The sequence below is a fragment of the Desmospora activa DSM 45169 genome, assembly GCF_003046315.1.
Lineage (GTDB): Bacteria > Bacillota > Bacilli > Thermoactinomycetales > DSM-45169 > Desmospora > Desmospora activa.
The window spans coordinates 1528297-1546851 of record NZ_PZZP01000001.1; the positions used below are offsets into that span (position 1 = coordinate 1528297).

19 protein-coding genes are annotated in these 18555 nt (G+C 50.9%); all 19 read right to left on the minus strand.

What is annotated here, in order from left to right:
* Positions 1 to 32: 32 nt before the first annotated feature.
* Entirely contained in the window at positions 33 to 1169 is a 1137-nt protein-coding gene (aepY, locus tag C8J48_RS07490; RefSeq protein WP_107727639.1) for a phosphonopyruvate decarboxylase, read from the minus strand.
* 5 nt (positions 1170 to 1174) lie between these two features.
* The gene (gene aepX / locus C8J48_RS07495; protein WP_107725684.1) at positions 1175 to 2062 is read right to left on the minus strand and encodes a phosphoenolpyruvate mutase; all 888 of its coding nucleotides are present in this window, start codon (positions 2060 to 2062) and stop codon (positions 1175 to 1177) included.
* A 213-nt stretch (positions 2063 to 2275) separates the two neighbouring features.
* Positions 2276 to 3955 carry a ribonuclease J gene (locus C8J48_RS07500; protein WP_107725685.1) on the minus strand — a complete coding sequence of 560 codons (1680 nt, stop codon included), beginning with the start codon at positions 3953 to 3955 and terminating at the stop codon, positions 2276 to 2278.
* A gap of 301 nt (positions 3956 to 4256) precedes the next feature.
* Entirely contained in the window at positions 4257 to 5153 is an 897-nt protein-coding gene (gene dapA, locus C8J48_RS07505) for a 4-hydroxy-tetrahydrodipicolinate synthase (protein WP_107725686.1), read from the minus strand.
* 21 nt (positions 5154 to 5174) lie between these two features.
* A complete protein-coding gene (gene dapG / locus C8J48_RS07510; RefSeq protein WP_107725687.1) occupies positions 5175 to 6416 on the minus strand; it encodes an aspartate kinase in 1242 nt (413 codons plus the stop codon).
* A 19-nt stretch (positions 6417 to 6435) separates the two neighbouring features.
* Positions 6436 to 7467: an aspartate-semialdehyde dehydrogenase gene (locus C8J48_RS07515; protein WP_107725688.1), complete on the minus strand. Its 1032-nt coding sequence runs from the start codon at positions 7465 to 7467 to the stop codon at positions 6436 to 6438.
* Between the two features lie 104 nt (positions 7468 to 7571).
* A complete protein-coding gene (locus tag C8J48_RS07520) occupies positions 7572 to 8174 on the minus strand; it encodes a dipicolinate synthase subunit B (RefSeq protein ID WP_107725689.1) in 603 nt (200 codons plus the stop codon).
* On the minus strand, positions 8171 to 9067 hold the full coding sequence (gene dpsA, locus C8J48_RS07525) for a dipicolinate synthase subunit DpsA (RefSeq protein ID WP_107727640.1): 897 nt from the start codon (positions 9065 to 9067) through the stop codon (positions 8171 to 8173). The genes C8J48_RS07520 and dpsA overlap by 4 nt, the downstream gene beginning before the upstream one ends.
* A 115-nt stretch (positions 9068 to 9182) precedes the next feature.
* Positions 9183 to 9440 (minus strand): YlmC/YmxH family sporulation protein, encoded by a 258-nt coding sequence (locus C8J48_RS07530; RefSeq protein ID WP_107725690.1) that lies wholly within the window; start codon positions 9438 to 9440, stop codon positions 9183 to 9185.
* Between the two features lie 117 nt (positions 9441 to 9557).
* Complete coding sequence (locus tag C8J48_RS07535) at positions 9558 to 9737, minus strand: aspartyl-phosphate phosphatase Spo0E family protein (protein ID WP_107725691.1); 180 nt, start codon at positions 9735 to 9737, stop codon at positions 9558 to 9560.
* 16 nt (positions 9738 to 9753) lie between these two features.
* Positions 9754 to 10206 (minus strand): dUTP diphosphatase, encoded by a 453-nt coding sequence (gene dut / locus C8J48_RS07540; RefSeq protein WP_107725692.1) that lies wholly within the window; start codon positions 10204 to 10206, stop codon positions 9754 to 9756.
* On the minus strand, positions 10190 to 11446 hold the full coding sequence (locus C8J48_RS07545; protein ID WP_107725693.1) for a M16 family metallopeptidase: 1257 nt from the start codon (positions 11444 to 11446) through the stop codon (positions 10190 to 10192). The genes dut and C8J48_RS07545 overlap by 17 nt, the downstream gene beginning before the upstream one ends.
* Before the next feature lie 65 nt (positions 11447 to 11511).
* The gene (locus C8J48_RS07550; RefSeq protein WP_107725694.1) at positions 11512 to 12489 is read right to left on the minus strand and encodes a polysaccharide deacetylase family protein; all 978 of its coding nucleotides are present in this window, start codon (positions 12487 to 12489) and stop codon (positions 11512 to 11514) included.
* Positions 12490 to 12633: 144 nt separating this feature from the next.
* Positions 12634 to 14724 carry a polyribonucleotide nucleotidyltransferase gene (gene pnp, locus C8J48_RS07555; RefSeq protein WP_107725695.1) on the minus strand — a complete coding sequence of 697 codons (2091 nt, stop codon included), beginning with the start codon at positions 14722 to 14724 and terminating at the stop codon, positions 12634 to 12636.
* Between the two features lie 168 nt (positions 14725 to 14892).
* Entirely contained in the window at positions 14893 to 15162 is a 270-nt protein-coding gene (rpsO, locus tag C8J48_RS07560) for a 30S ribosomal protein S15 (RefSeq protein ID WP_107725696.1), read from the minus strand.
* Positions 15163 to 15316: 154 nt separating this feature from the next.
* Positions 15317 to 16276, minus strand: coding sequence for a bifunctional riboflavin kinase/FAD synthetase (locus tag C8J48_RS07565; protein ID WP_107725697.1), 960 nt, complete (start codon positions 16274 to 16276; stop codon positions 15317 to 15319).
* Between the two features lie 5 nt (positions 16277 to 16281).
* Positions 16282 to 17190 (minus strand): tRNA pseudouridine(55) synthase TruB, encoded by a 909-nt coding sequence (gene truB / locus C8J48_RS07570; protein ID WP_245891092.1) that lies wholly within the window; start codon positions 17188 to 17190, stop codon positions 16282 to 16284.
* Entirely contained in the window at positions 17190 to 18182 is a 993-nt protein-coding gene (locus C8J48_RS07575; RefSeq protein ID WP_107725699.1) for a DHH family phosphoesterase, read from the minus strand. Before C8J48_RS07575 ends, truB begins: the two co-directional genes overlap by 1 nt.
* A complete protein-coding gene (gene rbfA / locus C8J48_RS07580) occupies positions 18163 to 18522 on the minus strand; it encodes a 30S ribosome-binding factor RbfA (RefSeq protein WP_107725700.1) in 360 nt (119 codons plus the stop codon). The genes C8J48_RS07575 and rbfA overlap by 20 nt, the downstream gene beginning before the upstream one ends.
* Between the last annotated feature and the right edge of the window lie 33 nt (positions 18523 to 18555).

The window sequence follows — 18555 nt, forward strand, 5'->3', positions numbered from 1 at the left end:
AACCCCCTACTTATGTACTTGAAGTAGGGGGCTTATTGCTTAATAAAAGATTGTAACCGTTCTTTTACTTCATACGGTTTCATTTTGGGACGACCCAGTCGGCTTTTTGATCCGTTAGCAATTCTCATATGGAGAAAAGTTAGTCCACCGCTCTGTTTCCACTCGCTGAGGGCAGATTTCAATTCTTTTCGATTGTGAACGTAGATGGAGTTGGTATATCCGCTGGCAGCGGCAATCTCCACAAAATCAGTATTAACGGAGACCGTACTCTGCCCCCCTGTCGAATCATAGGTATGATTATCAAGCAGGATATGAAGCAAATTGCCCGGATTGTAATAGCCATTGGTAGCTAAACTCCCCATACGCATGAGCAACGCTCCGTCGCCATCGATAACCGTAACATCCAGATCGCGACAAGCCAGCGCCAATCCCAGTCCAAGCGAAGCGGCACACCCCATTGATCCGACCATATAGAAGTGATTCGGGGCATCTTCGATTTCATACAATTCCCGGCCTGTTTTTCCCGTGGTGGCGATCACGGCGGTTTGATTATCCTTCCAGCCGTTAATGATGTGAAGTGCTTCGTATCGGAGCGGCATCTCTTCCTTTATCGTTGGATTTTTTATCCTCTTGATGCGGTTGGTACATGAGGAAACCATCTCTTTCTGCAAGAATTCATCAGTAAATGTCCCTTTTCTAACAACGAAAAAGAAAGGTTGATTATTGGTGATACACTTATTCGCCTGCCACAATTGGCCTTTCGCTGTTTCTAAATCCGTTGCAAGAAATTGCCATTCCACTTGCATCAAATCCAGCATTTCGGTCGTAATTTTTCCCATCAGCTCATGTTGCGGTTCATCAGAGGTCCCCGGTTCCCCGCGCAAGCTGACAAATCCCAAGATCGGAATCTGAAACGGATAGTTAAGAGAGGCCAATGGGGAAACTGCATTCGTCAGCCCTGAATTTTGCATGAGAACCACGGCTTTTTTTCCTGCCAGCACCGCTCCGGAAGAAATGGCCACCGCTTCTCCCTCGTTCGCCGCCGCAATATATTCGCATTCATTCATCGCGTAATTGATGAAGCTTTTCAAAAAAGAACATGGAACACCACTATAAAAAGAAAAACCCATCTTTTGCAGTTCGTCCCCAAACCCTTTTGTATTTAACATCGGCATTACCTTACACTCTTTTTACCGGGAAGATATTTTTTTTCCGCCATTTGCAGCTCGTCAGCTCCTTGTAATCGGAAAATTTCGTCGATCGATGCCACCTTGCCCTCCACACCGATGAGACTCTTCTGTTGGCGAATTTGCTGCGAGATAATTTTCATGGCGTCAATGGATGCCCGTAGATTATGATTGGCCCATATCACGAGGTTAACCCCTAATTCAGCGAAACGTTCCGTTGGAGTGGCATAATATTTTGTGGGGACAATGACCACGGGGTGTCTACCGCTCCATTCTTTCATAAATGCTTCAATTTCTGTCAAGTCCGATCGTTTACTGTGAATCAATACAGCATCTGCACCCGCTTGCCGGTATGCCTCCGCCCGCCGCAATACTTCCTGTAAACCCCAGCCTGCGATAAAAGCTTCCACTCTTGTAACCACAATAAAATCCTTATCCAATTGGCTGTCTTTCATCGCTTTAATCTTGCCGCAAAATTCTTCTACATCGGCCAGTGGTTGCGCTTCTCCGTTGATAAAGGAGTTGGTTTTAGGAAACAATTTATCTTCTATACACACACCGGCTATATTGCGCTGCTCCAATTTTTTCACCAATCGCCTTGCATTATTGAAATTCCCGTATCCCGTATCCCCATCCAACAAGATTGGAATGGAGGTGGCGTCACTCATAAACTCCAACATATCCAATATCTGCGTCCAGGAAGCTTCGTTGTTGTCTCTGACACCTAAACTTGCGGAGATGGTAAGTCCGCTGGCCCATATCCCGTTAAAGCCCGCCTCTTCCACGATTTTTGCTGATAAACCGTTGTGAGCTTCCATGATGAAATCCAGGTTATTCGTCTGAATCATCTTTCTTAATTTTGCTGTTTTTTTCATTTCATTCTCCTTTCGCCAAAAATGGAGCTACCCTAATTTATGAAAAAGGAATCAATCGGAATCGGCACCTATCTCGGAAATAATCAATTTTCTACAGGAAGCTGCACGCCACACACGACCATCCTTCTCCAACTGGGCAAACATCCTAAAAAACCAAGAAGCCGCAATCCCTATAGGATCACGGCTTCTTGGCTTTTGGGTGACTGCTGGATATTATACTTCCATGATGATCGGCAGGATCATCGGGCGACGGCGGGTTTGGTCGTAAAGGTACCGACCCAATGCATCGCGGATGCTGGTCTTCAGAGAAGCCCATTCGCTGACGCGTTCATTGGCGCATTTTTCCATCGTTTGGGTGACAATGCGGTTGGCTTCTTCCAACAATTTCTCGGATTCCCGTACATAGACGAACCCGCGGGAGATAATGTCCGGTCCGGACAAAACCTTTCCGTTATTTTTGCTGAGAGTCACCACAACCACCAGAATTCCGTCTTGGGACAACAATTTTCGATCACGTAAGACGATGTTTCCGACATCGCCAACGCCCAGACCATCGATCAAGACGTTACCTGTTGTGATTTTCGTTCCATAGCGCGCTTTTCCGCCGGAGATTTCAACCGCATCCCCATTGTCGCAGACAAAGATGTTTTCCGACGGCACACCGATACTTTCGGCAAGTTGGCCGTGAGCCCGTAACATACGGTGCTCACCATGAATCGGGATAAAAAATTGAGGTTTCATCAGGTTAAGCATCAGTTTGAGGTCTTCCTGCGATCCGTGTCCGGACACGTGGACACCTTGTTGGGTATTGTTGCTGTAAAAAACATCAGCCCCTACCCGGAACAACTGGTTTACCGTACGAGCCACCGCTTTCTCGTTACCGGGGATCGGAGTAGCTGCCAGGATCACCGTATCTCCTGGTAAAATCTCAATCTTGCGATGAGATCCGTGTGCCATGCGGGTCAATGCTGACATCGGCTCGCCTTGACTCCCAGTCGACATCACTGTCACCTTATGAGCCGGCAGGCGGTTGATATCATCCGGGTCAATTAAGAGATCGGGCGGAACGTGTAAATAGCCCAACTCCATGCCGATATTGACCACATTTACCATGCTGCGACCGATCACCGCCAACTTACGGTTATATTTGCAAGTCGCATCCACTACTTGTTGGATACGGTGAATATTGGAGGCAAAAGTGGCAACAATCACCCGTTGTTTCGATTTCCGAAACAAGTTTTCAATCGCTTCTCCCACTTCCCGCTCTGAACCGGTAAAGCCGGGACGTTCTGCGTTGGTACTGTCGGAAAGCAGACATAAGACGCCTTTCTGCCCGATCTCGGCCATCTTGTGTATATCCGCTTCCTTTCCGTTCACCGGTGTCATATCAAACTTAAAATCACCGGTGTGTACCACGTTTCCTTCCGGCGTTTCCAGACAGACGCCCACTGAGTCAGGGATACTGTGATTGGTTCGAAAGAACGTCGCCTTGATCGAACCCAGTTTGATTTCTGAGCGATTGTTAACCAGCACCCGTTTGGTTTGGTTTAATAAGTGGGCTTCACGCAGTTTATGTTCAACAAGACCCATGGTCAACTTCGTGCCGAAAATCGGCACATTAAGTTGTTTCAAAATGTAGGGAAGCCCGCCAATGTGATCCTCGTGTCCATGTGTCAGCAGGATTCCGCGAACCTTGTCCTGATTCTCAACCAAGTACGTAACATCGGGAATTACCACGTCAATTCCCAACATCTCTTCTTCCGGAAACATCAAACCGGAATCAATGACAACAATATCGTCACCGTACCGTACCACGTACATGTTTTTCCCGATTTCATCCAACCCACCGAGAGCAAAAATCGTCAATTTGCTTCGTGAGTTGTTTTTAGTCAAAAAAATTCCTCCTGTACTATTCAGTTGTCAGCCACCCAAATTAACCGCACAAGTCACTTATCGATATTATATACAATCCGACGGCCCACTTGCAAGCTGGCAACACAAAGATCTTCCATTTCCGTCAATGCCTTGACTCAGACGTAAAACGAGGGGATATTTGGGTAATCTTTAGTAACAAAAAAAGCCGTCCCTACTCGTGGGCACGGCTGCTACTGATATTTAAGTGTTTGATTATTGTCCGTCCTTGCTATGACAATAAGAGCAGTGAGAGTGGCCTTTTGCCTGCCTGACGAGGCAACTAGGCTTCCGCCAAAACAAACCCCTGCAAAATGGAGTCCATCTCTTTTTTCTCTGCGTCGGAAAGCGGTAAAATCGGCTGACGAACGCTTTCCTCACACAATCCCATCCGGGAGAGGGCATATTTCAGCGGAGCAGGACTGGAAGTCATAAACAACGCTTCTACCAAGGGTATCAATCGTTGCTGCATCGCCGTCGCTGTTTTTATCTCCCCATTGATAAAGGCTTCAATCATCTGCTTCATATCCAGTCCGGCTACATGACTGGCCACACTGACAACGCCGTCCGCCCCGGAAGCGAGGTAGGGGATGATCAGTTCATCCATTCCGCTGTACAGCTCAACATCTTCCCGTTTGTGGGCAGCCAGTTTCATCACATCCACCAGGCGACCGCTGGATTCTTTAATGGAAGTGATGTTCGGCACATCATGGGTGAGCCGTACCATCGTATCTACATCCATATGGAGCGCTGTCCGCCCTGGGACATTGTACAGCATGACGGGAAGGGAGGTGGCCCCGGCTACTTTTCGGAAGTGCTGATACAGCCCCTCCTGGGTCGGTTTATTGTAATAAGGGACCACCAACATCACACCGTTTACCCCGATTGCTTCCGCTTCCTGTGTTAGCTTCTGGGAAGCGATTGTATCGTTACTTCCGGTGCCGGCGATCACCTTTACCCGACCTTGAGCCCGTTGTACCGCCCGTTTAAACAGTTGCAGCTTTTCATCGTGGGCAAGTGTGGGTGACTCCCCGGTGGTACCCGCAATCACTACAGAATCGGACCCATGATTGATCAGATGTTCCAAAACCGCGTCAAACCGGGGCCAATCCACGGTTCCATCCGATGTGAAAGGTGTTATCATCGCTGTCAGCAGTCTTCCAAATTGCACTGTCTCCATCCCCCTAAATGATCTTCGCCTTTACATATACTGTGCGGGCTGTGGTAGATTATGAAGGTCAAATTTGCGGTGAAGCGCCCGCACCGCTTTTACCATGTCTTCCCCTCGCACCAACACCCAGATGGTGGTATGGGAGTCAGCCGCTTGCAAGATTTGGATATCCTCATCAGTCAACGCTTCCGCAATACGGGACATGACTCCCGGTACACCCGCAATCCCCGCCCCTACGACGGAGACTTTGGCGCAGTTGCGATTAAGTTCCGGTTCCAGACCCATCTCCCGTAAAATCGCATGAGCCCGATCTGCTACTTGGTTGTGAACGGTGTAGGTAACCAGGCTGGGGTTGATATTGATAAAGTCAACACTGATCCGATTTTCCGCCATCGCTTTAAATACGGATAATTGCAGATCCAATTGCCCCTCTTTCACCGGGATCTGGATCTGGGTAATGTCCGGCATCTGTGTAACCCCGGTGATTAAACGTTCGCGCAGTTCTCTGGCGAGATGATCGGTCTGGGTTGCATTGGTGACCAGCGTGCCGGGAGAGTCGCTCATCGTAGAGCGGACACGGATCGGTACATTGGTCTGCATCGCCAATTCCACCGCACGCGGGTGAATCACCTTCGCCCCGGAAAAAGCCAAATTGCAGATCTCACTGTATGTGACCGAATGCAAAGCGGCTGCATCATCCACAATCCGAGGATCTGCCGTCATGATTCCTTCCACATCCGTAAAAATATCTACTACATCCGCATGGAGGGCGACGCCTAGAGCGGTAGCTGTCGTATCGCTCCCCCCGCGCCCCAATGTCGTTACCTCACCCTCGGTGGTTCGACCCTGAAACCCGGCTAAAACCACCACACGTCCCTGTTCCAATTCTTCGATCACTCGTGTGGGATTGATCGACATAATTTGAGCGTTCATATGATTATCGTTGGTAATAATACCGGCCTGACCGCCTGTTAAAACCGTATTGGGAATTTCCTTGTGATTGAGCAGGCTGGACAAGGTGGACGCGGAGATAATCTCACCGCAACTTAAAAGTAAATCATGTTCCCGCGGGGGGAGTGAGCGTCCATTCTGCCCGATCCAGTCCAGAAAGGTATCCGTCGCATAGGGGTCCCCTTTCCGTCCCATGGCGGAAACCACCACCACCAAGCGACACCCCTCAGCCAGCCCTTGACGGATATGGTGCAGCACTCGTTCCCGTCGTTCCGGCGTAGCCACCGAGGTTCCTCCGAACTTTTGTACTCGGATTTTCATGGGCACGTTCCCTTCCACTCTATTGTTGTACCAGTTTTTCTGCGATTTGGACAGCGTTGGTGGCCGCCCCTTTTAACAAGTTATCGGATACAACCCACAGGTTGAGCGCACGGGGGTTTACTGTATCCCGACGTACCCGGCCGACAAACACCTCATCTTGACCCGCTTTCTCCAGCGGCATCGGATACAATTGTTGATGGATGTCATCCTCTAGCACCACGCCTTCCGCCTCACGCAATGCCGTACGCACTTCTTCCAGATCGAAATCCCGCTTCAGCTCCACATAGACACTTTCACTGTGACCGCGGAGAACCGGCACCCGGACACATGTGGCGGTCACACCGATGGACTCATCGCCAAAGATCTTCTTGGTTTCGCGCACCATCTTCATCTCTTCCAGCGTAAACCCGTTCTCCTGGGCCACATCGCATTGTGGAATCGCATTGAAGGCAATCGGGTAGTGTTTATCCAATTTACCCACAGGCATGATTTCCGTTTTTATCTCTTCACCGGAGAGATAAGCCCGGGATTGGGCTTGCAACTCTTCCATCGCCTGGGCACCGGAACCGGACACTGCCTGGTAGGTGGATACAATCACACGGTCAAATCCAAACCGATCATATAACGGCTTCAGCGCCACCACCATCTGGATGGTAGAACAGTTGGGGTTGGCGATAATGCCGTGATGATTCTTGATTTCATGGGCATTTACTTCCGGTACGACCAGAGGGACATCGGGGTCCATGCGGAATGCATTGGTATTATCCACCACAACGGCTCCCCGTTTCACCGCTTCTGGAGCCAATTTCTCGCTGATGCTCCCCCCCGCACTAAACAGGGCGATATCCACCCCTTCAAATGCGTCGGGTGTCGCCTCCAACACGGTTACTTCCTCCCCGCGAAAAGAGACGGTTTTACCAGCGGAACGTGCAGAAGCGAGCGGTCGAAGTTCTTTTACTGGAAAGGATCGATTTTCAAGGTTTTTTAGGATCTGTTCTCCAACAGCACCTGTCGCTCCCAAAACAGCCACTGTCACCTGTTGTGATGGCATTGTATCAGTTCCCCCTTATAAAAGTGGGATAAAAGAGGCAAGGGCCTTCATTCCAAAGGAGGAAGGCCTTGTCTTTTATCCGGTTCTCTTAAACTTAATCTCTATTATGGGGCAGGAGCACGGTATTTTTCAACTATCAATGGCTGGATTTGCTCTCCACGCATCGCGGCATCCACTGCATCCGGAATCCGATCCATCTCTGCTACCAACGAGTTCGGCTTTGCAAAAGGGTTATCCTGACCAAAGGGAACAAAATAAATATACTTGGCCGGCAACAGTCGAGCCAGATTGGAAGCATTTAAGCCTAAGGCATCATTGGTGGAGATGGCCACCACAACCGGACGACGGTTGCGCATCTGCGCTTTGGCGGCCATCAAAACCGGTCCGTCGGTTAAAGCATTGGCCAAACGGGCGAGACTATTGCCGGTGCAGGGAGCGATCAACATACAATCCAGCAGTTTTTTAGGACCGATCGGCTCTGCCTCTGGAACGGAAGTAATTGGCTCCTCCCCAGTGATGGAACGAATTTGGCGTAACCACTGGGCCGCTTCCCCAAATTTGCTGTCCACGGTTTGTACCGTATGGGATAAAATAGGCACCACCCTCGCTCCCATGGAAACGAGGCGCTCCATCTGTGGTAGCACTTCCTCATGAGTACAATGAGATCCCGTCATGCCAAACCCGATCGTCTTGCCGCTGAAATTCATGATTGACCCTCCTCCGCGAGCTCTTCCGATAGCAGGCCCGTGATCGTCTGTGCCAAGATGCGACCGGCGGTCTTGGAAGCGACTATGCCTGGTAGACTAGGGGCTAACATCGCTTTAATGCCGCGTTTTTTAGCAAAAGCGAAATCGGTCCCTCCCGGTTTTGACGCCAGATCGATAATAACCGCCGTACTCGGCATCACCGCCAGTACCGGCTCCGTTACAATCAGCTCTGGCACCGTATTGAAGAGAAGATCAACATCCTCCACTTCATCGGCCAAATTCTCGGTGTAAAAAGGGGTGATTCCCATTTCCACCGCTCTCGCCACTTGAGCCGTTGTTCGTACCCCTACTTTTACGCGAGCACCTATCGCGTGCAGGGTGCGGGCCAAGGTTAATCCGACTCGTCCCAACCCCAATACCAGACTGCGGGAACCGTGAATGGTGATATTGGTGCTCTGGATGGCCATCATTAAGGCTCCTTCCACCGTGGGAATGGAGTTATAGATGGCGACATCATCCCGTTTTAACAGCTCCACCAATTGCACACCATTATGGGAGCAAAGATTTTGAAGATATGATTTCGCCATACCCGCCACCACCATGGCATGGGAAGGAAGCTTACCGATATGATCCTGGGTGAGCACTAACGATCGTGTCGTAAAAATACTGTCCACATGCCCGTCCTCGTCCGTACCCAAAATCGGCAAAATCAATAAATCAATGGTGGCAAACCACTTTGGATCTAGGTCGCGTCTAACCGCTCCACTAAACGGGCTTTCCAAATTGTCAAATCCGATCAGACTTACATTGGCGTTTAGTTGGATGCAGTTTTTGATCACTTCCAACTGGCGGGCATCTCCGCCGAGAAAAGCGACATGTTTACCTGTCAACATCTCCCCCATCCAACCCCTTTCCCAGAAAAAGCGCCTTCTTCAAGGCGCCTCATCTGCAGGAAGCGTGGCTTCTGCTGACATCATATGATGGGGTGAATGGAGTCGTTCCTTGTCTTTAATACGGATCGTTGTTGGATCCTCGCTTCCCCTCCACAATTACCATCTCCGGTCCAATCTTTTTAATATGATGCCAATGGATTTCCCGGTGTCCTTGCTTTTTGCCGAACCAGGAAGTGGACGGAATCGGTAACAACAACGAATGAATCTGACCTGTCGCCGGATCGATCACCAGATCGGCGTGCCCCACTACCCCCATCTTCTCCCCTCCTGCCATATCGATCAACTCTTTTTCTGCAAATTCGCTCCAGCGCATCGGTATGTTCTCCTCCCATTGCAAGGTGGTTGACAAACTGTTTCCTTACAACCTATCCCTGCTTCCGTTTCCTTATGACCGCACAACATAAAGCCGCCGGTAATCCGGCGGCCGTTTTCAAAAGGATTGTTTCTGTTTTAGCTCATAATATCGGTTTAACAGATAATCCAAACGGCGACTGATGGGCAGTACCGCAGCATGTGAAAGAGCGGAAACATTTCCTCCTACTTGTTGATGAAGGACTTGTCTCATTTTCTCCAGTTCCTGTTCCAGCGATTTTAAATCTGTGGCATTCACCTGGTTCCCTCCCGCATTATTTTCCTGTATGTCCAAATCCGCCACTGCCCCGCTCCGTCACCGTCAAATCAGCCCCTGGAATCAACCGCACCGATGGAACCGTTTGAAATACCAACTGTGCAATCCGCTCTCCACGCTGAATCATGAAGGCTGTCTCTCCCCAATTGATCAGAATAACACCGATCTCACCCCGATAATCCGCATCGATCGTCCCGGGAGAATTAAGCGTCGTAACCCCGTATTTCAACGCTAAACCGCTGCGAGGGCGAACTTGTGCTTCTAAACCGATGGGCATCTCCAGCCTAATCCCCGTCGGGATCAGCTTCCGCTCACCCCGCTCCAACCGTACCTCCGTCTCTACCGCAGCTAACAGATCAAACCCACTCGCTCCCGCTGTCATCTGTCGAGGCAGCGGCAAATCTTCGGCTCCGACCACCGGCTGAATCTTTACATCAACCAACAAGTGCATCCCTCCTATATGCGGATGGAATCGCACCATCCGGGGAAACGACCGACAGTGCTGTCGGATGGGAGAAAATCGCCTGCGCCGTCTCCAGTAAATCTTGCCGCGTCAACGCTTCTACCGCCGCCACCACTTCATCCAATGAGCGGTGTTTTCCCAGGAGCAGCTCATTTTTGCCGAGTCGGCTCATCCGGTTATTGGTGCTTTCCAAGCTCATCATCAGACTACCTTTTAATTGCTCTTTTCCCTTGTGCAGCTCTTTTTCCGTCACACCGTGCTGTCGAACCTCATCCAGGATCTGAAACAGGAGGTGCAATACCTCGTTCTCCTGTCCTTGTCCCGTACCAACATACAAAATAAACAGACCACTATCGCTGTATGCACTAAAATATGAATAAACAGAGTAGGCCAACCCCCGCTCTTCGCGTACCTGCTGAAAGAGACGGGAGCTCATGTTTCCTCCAACGAGATTGTTTAGCAAAATAAGTGAATAAATACGAGAATCACGAATAGAGATGCCGGGAAATCCCAGGCACAAATGCGTCTGTTCCGTCTCTTTTTTGCGGTGGATCACACCGGAGGTAAACTGCGGAACAGTGGGACGATCTTCTTTCCCCCGATTTGTCCAGGCTGCGAAATAACCGGCGACCCGATCGAGATAATCATCCGGTAGATGACCAGCCAGGGCAATTACCAACCGATCCGGTGTATAGTTTTCATCTCGAAAAGTGACGAGGGCATTTCGATCAAAGCGGCGGAGATTATCGCGATGGCCTAGGATAGGAAGACCAAGCGAATGGTTTTCCATCGCCGCCGCGGATAACCAGTCATGCACAATATCGTCTGGCGTATCCTCCACCATTCGAATCTCCTCTTCAATCACTTTTCGCTCTTTGTCCACATCCTCCGCTTGGAAGGTAGATTCAAAAAACATGTCGGCCAACACCTCTAGCGCGATATCCAGATGCTGGTCCAACACCTTAGCATAGTAACAAGTCATCTCCTTCGATGTAAAAGCATTCACTTGACCGCCAATCTCATCAAAGGTTTCCGCCAACTGCCGGGCTGTCCGCTTTTTGGTCCCTTTAAACAACATGTGTTCAATAAAGTGAGAAATACCATTGTTGTCTACCGCCTCATACCGGGATCCGGTTCCGACCCAAAGCCCTAAGGTTACGGATCGAACGTGTGGGATATGTTCCGCCACTACGCGCACCCCGTTTGGCAACGTGTGTTTATGTATCACCCGGCTTGTCCCCTTCCGGCCCACCATCGTTTTGTAAGTATTTTCCGCGAAGTATCCCCAATATATCAAAAGCCCGGAACGGACTCAACATGTTCCACTCGTTTGGATGAGAGAACCTCGTCCACAGTCCCCAGTTTTAATCCTTTTTCCTTGATCGTGCTTATGATTTTGGGTAAAGCGATCACCGTTCGATCGGTCGGATGCATCAAAACCAGCGATCCATTGCCGATCCCCTTTTTTACCCGATCCACCATCCATCCGGGAGACGAAGATTTTTTCCAATCTACCGTATCCACTGTCCACAATACGGTTTTCATGCCCAACTGATGCGCGATTGTTACTACTTGTTGATCGTAATCCCCTGCCGGTGGCGCAAAAAATTGCGAGCGAACGCCTAAGTCGCGGATCAGCGCTTCCGTTTTTTCAATCTCCCGCTTGATCTTAAACGCCTCCATCCCACTCATCAACGGGTGTGAGTAGGCATGGTTTCCCAATTGATGCCCCTGCTCCAACAATTGCAAAGCTTCTTTTGGGTGTTTTTTTAGCCAGGACCCGTCCAAAAAAAAGGTCGCCTTCACCCTTTCACGCTGTAAGATCTCCAACATTGTCGGCAAGTGTTCCGTTCCCCAGGCGACATTAATCATCAGCGCCGCCATCGGCTTCTGTTCATTGCCACGATAAATGGGTTGCGCTCCCAGATCAGAGAGCGACACCTTTGACGGTACCGTTTTGACAATCCAATGGCTGGGACGTTTCTCCCCTCGTTTTTTGGCCAATTGATAAGTCGCTTCCCGATCGATCGTAATGCCCTCGTAATCGGGAATTGCCTTCCAAATGGAGTCCAGGCGCGCATCACGGGGGGGTTCATCCCGTCTATCCGCTTCTTCCTCAATCCATTGTCGTAATTGATCCTGTTGAAATACCGGCTCCGCCTCACCTGCTTTTACCGCTGACACATATGCGCTAACCGATGGAATAAACAGAATCAGCCCAACCACCGGAACCGCCAACAATAACCACCGCATCTTCAATCTGTTCTCCATAGCTTACACCTCCCGTGATCATCACTAACTTATGCACGGGGGCAAACTCCTATACAAAGCACAAATACGGCATTAAAGCGCAAACAAAAAAGAGGCAGATCGCTCTGACTCTTTTTCTCGTCCGGAAAATAGCCGGAAGAAAAATCAGCTGTTATCCTGCAAAACCGCCTTGCGGGACAGGTTGATCCGGCCTTGGTTGTCAATCTCAGTCACTTTGACCAGGATGCTGTCTCCCAGATTAACCACATCCGTCACCTTGTTGACCCGGTTTTGATCCAGCTGGGAGATGTGTACCAACCCTTCCTTACCGGGTAGGACCTCCACAAACGCTCCATACTTCTCCACCCGTTTCACGGTGCCGGTGTAAGTTTCTCCCACCATCACTTCCCGCACCAGATCCTCGATAATCTGTTTCGCTTTTTTGTTTTGGGCGGGGTCGGTTGAAGCGATATAAACGCGTCCATCCTGTTCAATATCGATTTTAACCCCGGTCTCATCGATGATCTTATTGATCATACGGCCACTAGGCCCGATCACATCGCGAATCTTGTCGGGATGAATGCGTAAGGTGAGAATTTTAGGTGCATACGGGGAAAGTTCCTGACGCGGTTCAGGTATAGCCGCCTGCATGTTCTCCAGCAGTTGTAAGCGCGCACGATGGGCTTGTGCCAACGCCTCTTCCAGTACACCACGATCAATTTCCTCAATTTTGATGTCCATCTGTAAAGCGGTAACCCCTTTGGGTGTGCCTGCCACTTTAAAATCCATATCACCCAAGTGGTCTTCCATCCCCTGGATATCCGTGAGCACCGTCACTTGGTCCCCTTCTTTCACCAACCCCATCGCAATTCCGGCAACGGGAGAATGAATTGGGACACCAGCATCCATCAAGGCCAGTGTGGAAGCGCAGATACTGGCTTGTGAAGTAGAACCGTTGGATTCCAACACTTCCGATACCAGGCGAATCGTATAAGGGAACTCGTCCTCTGACGGAATGATCGGCTCCAATGCCCGCTCGCCCAACGCGCCGTGCCCCACTTCACGCCGACCCGGTGCCCGCAGAGGCCGCGCTTCTCCCACGCTGAAGGGAGGGAAATTGTAATGGTGCATAAAGCGCTTCGATTCTTCTAAGTCCAACCCATCCAAAATCTGTACATCTCCCAGCGCTCCCAATGTGCAGACGGTGAGCACTTGTGTCTGTCCACGCCGGAACAGACCGGAACCGTGGGTACGGGGCAAAATCCCTACCTCACTGGACAAAGGGCGAATCTCCTCAGGAGAACGACCGTCGGGACGCTTCTTCTCTACCAAGATCATGCGGCGAACCTCTTCCTTCAGCACCGCATCCAACACTTCCTGAATACCCTTCTGCTGCTCTCCTTCCGGGTACGCTTCCGCCAACTGTTCCAAAACCTCTTCTTTTACGCGGTCAATCGCTTCTTGGCGGGCGTGTTTCTCCAACACCTGCGCCGCTTCCACCATGGGTACGACCGCCAGCTCCCGTACCCGTTGGTCCAATTCAGGATCGATCGCGTGTAGTTGCGGCTCAATTTTCTCCGCCCCGATCTCCGCCACAATCTTCTCTTGGAAAGCGACCATTTCCTTGATCGCTTCGTGTCCCAACAGAATCGCTTCCAACATGATATCTTCGGGGATTTCCTCTGCTCCCGCCTCTACCATGTTGACACCGTGTTTGGTACCGGCGACCACCAGATGAAGATCGCTTTTTTCCATCTGCTCCACCGTCGGATTGATCACCAATTGCCCGTCGATCCGGCCTACGATTACACCGGAGATCGGACCGGCAAAAGGAATGTCGGAGATGGACAGAGCCACTGAAGCACCAATCATCGCTGCAATCTCGGTTGAGCAATCCTGGTCGACAGACATCACTGTCGTCACAACCTGCACTTCGTTACGAAAACCATCGGGAAACAAGGGACGAATCGGTCGGTCGATTAGCCGACTGGCTAAAATCGCTTTTTCACTGGGCCGCCCTTCCCGCTTGATAAATCCACCTGGGATTTTTCCAACGGCATACAGTCGCTCTTCATAGTTAACCGTCAACGGAAAAAAGGGTAAATCCTTCGGCTCTTTGGAGGCAGTCGCCGTCGCCAATACAGCCGTTTCGCCGTAACGAACCATGACGGCACCGTTAGCTTGCTTGGCGTACTTGCCGATCTCCAAGGTTAGTTTGCGGCCGGCCAACGCCGTTTCATAAATGGTCGATTCCATCGTCGCTGTTTTTCCTCCTCTCGTAAAAGGCACATGAACACTTCTCTACCACTCCAGTATTTCCTTCCTCCGCATCATTACAACCCCATTGAAGCAACAGGTTGAAAAATATGTAGAGCGCTTCCGGTTTCTACTGAAAAAAGCGGGGATATCCCCGCTTTGTTCGTGTTACCGGCGCAAACCCAATTTTCCGATCAATGACCGGTACCGCGCGATATCGTTCTTCTTCAGGTAGTTGAGAAGATTACGGCGTTGTCCGACCATCTTGAGTAGTCCGCGGCGGGAGTGGTGATCTTTCTTGTGCTCACGCAAATGTTCGTTTAACTCGTTGATCCGCGTGGTCAAGATTGCGATCTGCACTTCCGGAGACCCGGTATCATTCTCATGAGTCTTAAACTCATTAATGATCTCCTGCTTCTTTTCCAGGGAAAGGCCCATGACGTTCACCTCCTATTTTTGAAAACCCCCGTAGCCCAGGCAATCGCCGAGGCTGTCGATTCTCCGAGCCAGGGTTGAGCGGGTTTCCCCGCCTATCAAAGGGGACCGCGATAGTAGGCGGCCCCTTTGATTCCCAAACAGTATAGCATAACTTTCATGAAGAAGTAAATGAGGACTCTCCTCTCCCTGATAGCCACGCCCGGGCATTTCTCTCATCGCTGCGAAGCTGATCAACCAATGCCTCAACCGATGCAAATCGTTCCTCCCCGCGCAAGCGATGGAGAAATACAGCCGTTAACTCCTCCCCATACAAATCCCCGGAGAAATCAAACAGATGAGCTTCTAATCGCAAAGAGGGGTTATCTTTGGCAAAAGTGGGGCGAAACCCTACATTCATCATGCCGGGAAACGAGGATTCCCCCCGATATACTTCTATCACATAGACACCGGTAGCCGGAATTCGATAAGGCTCCTTCACGGATAAATTGGCGGTAGGATAACCGATGGTTCGCCCCCGTTGATCACCGGGAATCACATGTCCCCGTAGCCCGTAGGGGCGCCCCAAAATGGAAATCGCTTTTTCCACCTCTCCTTGATCCAGATAGGTGCGAAGGCGACTGCTGGAAACCGGCTGGCCATCCCAATCGACCGGACCCACTACCTCTACTTGGATACGCCCTTGTCCCAGAAGAGAAAGGTCTTCCGGCTTCCCTTCGGCTCCACGTCCAAAGTTGAAATTATAACCAACAGAGACGCTGTTCACACCCAGCGGAAGCAACACATCCTGTACAAACGCTTCCTTGCTCAAGGCGGCAAACGCACGGTTAAACTGCATCACATAGACCCGCTCCACACCCAGACGTTGAAACTGATCCAACTTTTCCGGAAGTGGTGTCAGATACTGATTGATCCCATTTTTTTTGCCTAAAACTTCGCGGGGATGGGGGTCAAAAGTCATCACTGCCGCAGTCGCTTGCGACGCCTTTGCAACGTCTACCGCCTGTTTGATTACCGCTTGATGCCCGAGGTGAACCCCGTCAAAGTAACCGATCGCCATAGACAATGGGGTATCGGGAGTTGGAATGTGTCGATAGTTTAGTTGGATCGTTTCCATCGGTTTCACCTGACCCGAAAAACTTTTTCCGGTTTAAGGACCGGTTGATCTTCCATCAAGCGATACAATGCATGACAGTTCCCGTCTTCCGTCAAGATGCGAAAGCGGGTGCCGGGTTTTGCGTCGGTTGGCTCACCGTTCCAAGGAAGAGGGACGCCGTTTTCTACCCGTTTTTGCTCGTCATCAGTGATCGTGACTGCAGGAAGATGGGACAAGGCTTCACCAACACTTACCAATACCTGATTCCAATCCCCCCGCTGCGCCACTTCCTCCAATGATTCCAGTGACCAGGCATCCTGTAACGAAAAGGGGCCGCTCTGTACTCGCACCAGTGCCGACATATGTGCAGGCGCTCCCAATGCTCGTCCAATATCGACACAGAGGGTACGGATATAGGTTCCTTTGGAACACCAGACATCCAGGTCAAGGCGCGGTCGAGGGCCCGGTTCAAACCCGACGCGGGTCAACCGATGGATCACCACTTCCCGCGAAGGGCGCTCCACCTCTTTTCCCTCTCTCGCCCATTCATACAGCCGTTTGCCGTCAATCTTGACAGCGGAGTACATCGGAGGTGTTTGCCGGATCACTCCTTCAAATCGGCGCAACACCTCGTCCACCTGGTTGATATCGAGAGGGGACACTTCCGCCTCTTCAATCACGCGCCCGGTCTGATCCTGGGTATCTGTCGCCATGCCCAATACCAATGAACCACGGTATCGCTTAGGCATCTCCTGCACGATCTCTACAATCCGGGTCGCCTGCCCCAGACAGAGGGGAAGCACCCCTGTCACTTCCGGATCAAGCGTGCCTGTATGACCGATCTTTTTTTGACGGGTAAGACGCCGCACACGGGAAACTACATCGTGAGAAGTCATGCCGCTTGGCTTTGCCACCGGCAAAACGCCATGCAACATCACTCCCTCCCTCCCTCTAAACAGGCATTCACCCGTTCCAACATCATCGGCTCCACTTCTTCGCGGCTTCCCGTCAAGGTGCATCCCGCAGCACGAGCATGGCCGCCTCCGCCGAAGGAATGAGCCAGCTCAGCCACATCGACGATTTCTCTGGAACGAAGGCTTACCTTCACCTTATCGCCTTCCGTTTCCCGAAATAACAACCCGACATCGACTCCGATCACATTGCGGGCATAGTTGACAATGCCGTCCAGATCGTCCTCTTCCGCCCCGGATTCTTGAAAATCGAGCCGAGTCAACCAGATCCAGCCGACGCGGCCGTCAGCGGTAAAGCGAAGGTTGGACAATCCCCGCTGCAGCAAGGCCAACTGACCCCGGCTCATCGTTTCGATCACCCGATCCGCTACTTCCCCTGCGTTCACACCGTGACGCAAGAGAGAAGCCGCCATCTCCATCACCTCTGGCGTCGTGTTGGAGTAGCGAAATCCGCCTGTATCCGTCAGCAAGCCCGTGTACAAAGCAAGCGCCAAGGAAGACGAAAAGGGTATATCCATCACTTTTGCTACCGTATAGAGAATTTGGGCCGTTGCCGCCGCATCCTCCACCACCAGATTAACCGTGCCAAAGCGATCATTGGTGGGATGGTGATCAATATTTAACAACGGGATATCTGCGGGGATATACTCCCACACCACTCCCATTCGTTCCCGATCGGCCACATCAACGGCAACAACGCCATCAAAAGAGCATCCATCCAACTCCGTCGGCGGCAGAATCCTATCGCAGCCGGGCAAGAATTGAAATTTAGGTGGGATCGGCGATTCATTGGTTAAGACGACTTCTTTGCCTAGATGCTCCAACATCGCCTTAACGGCCAATGTGGAACCGATGGCATCTCCGTCGGGGTGAAGATGGGAGACAACGAGATAGCGCTCTTTCTCCCGCAGAAACGATGACGTCTGAAGCCAGACGTCACTGTGGTCCCCGGCCATCCCGGTTCACTTCCTTCAGCAGCTTTGAAATATGCTGACCGTGTTCAATCGACTCATCAAACTTAAAAATTAACTCCGGTGTATGGCGCAATTGAACGCGTCTGCCGATCTCCGTACGCAAAAAACCTTTTGCCTTCTCTAATCCCGCTAAGGTTTGTTCACGCTGATCGGACCCACCCAGCACACTGATAAATACCTTTGCTTGTTGCAAATCCCCGCTCATCTCTACAGCCGTTACTGTGACAAATCCGATTCGGGGATCTTTCATCTCCTGTTGCAGCACTTGACTCAACACTTTTTTTACCTGTTCGCCGACACGACTCGCACGTATGCGTGCCATCGCCGATACCTCCTACTCGCCTTCCATCCACCC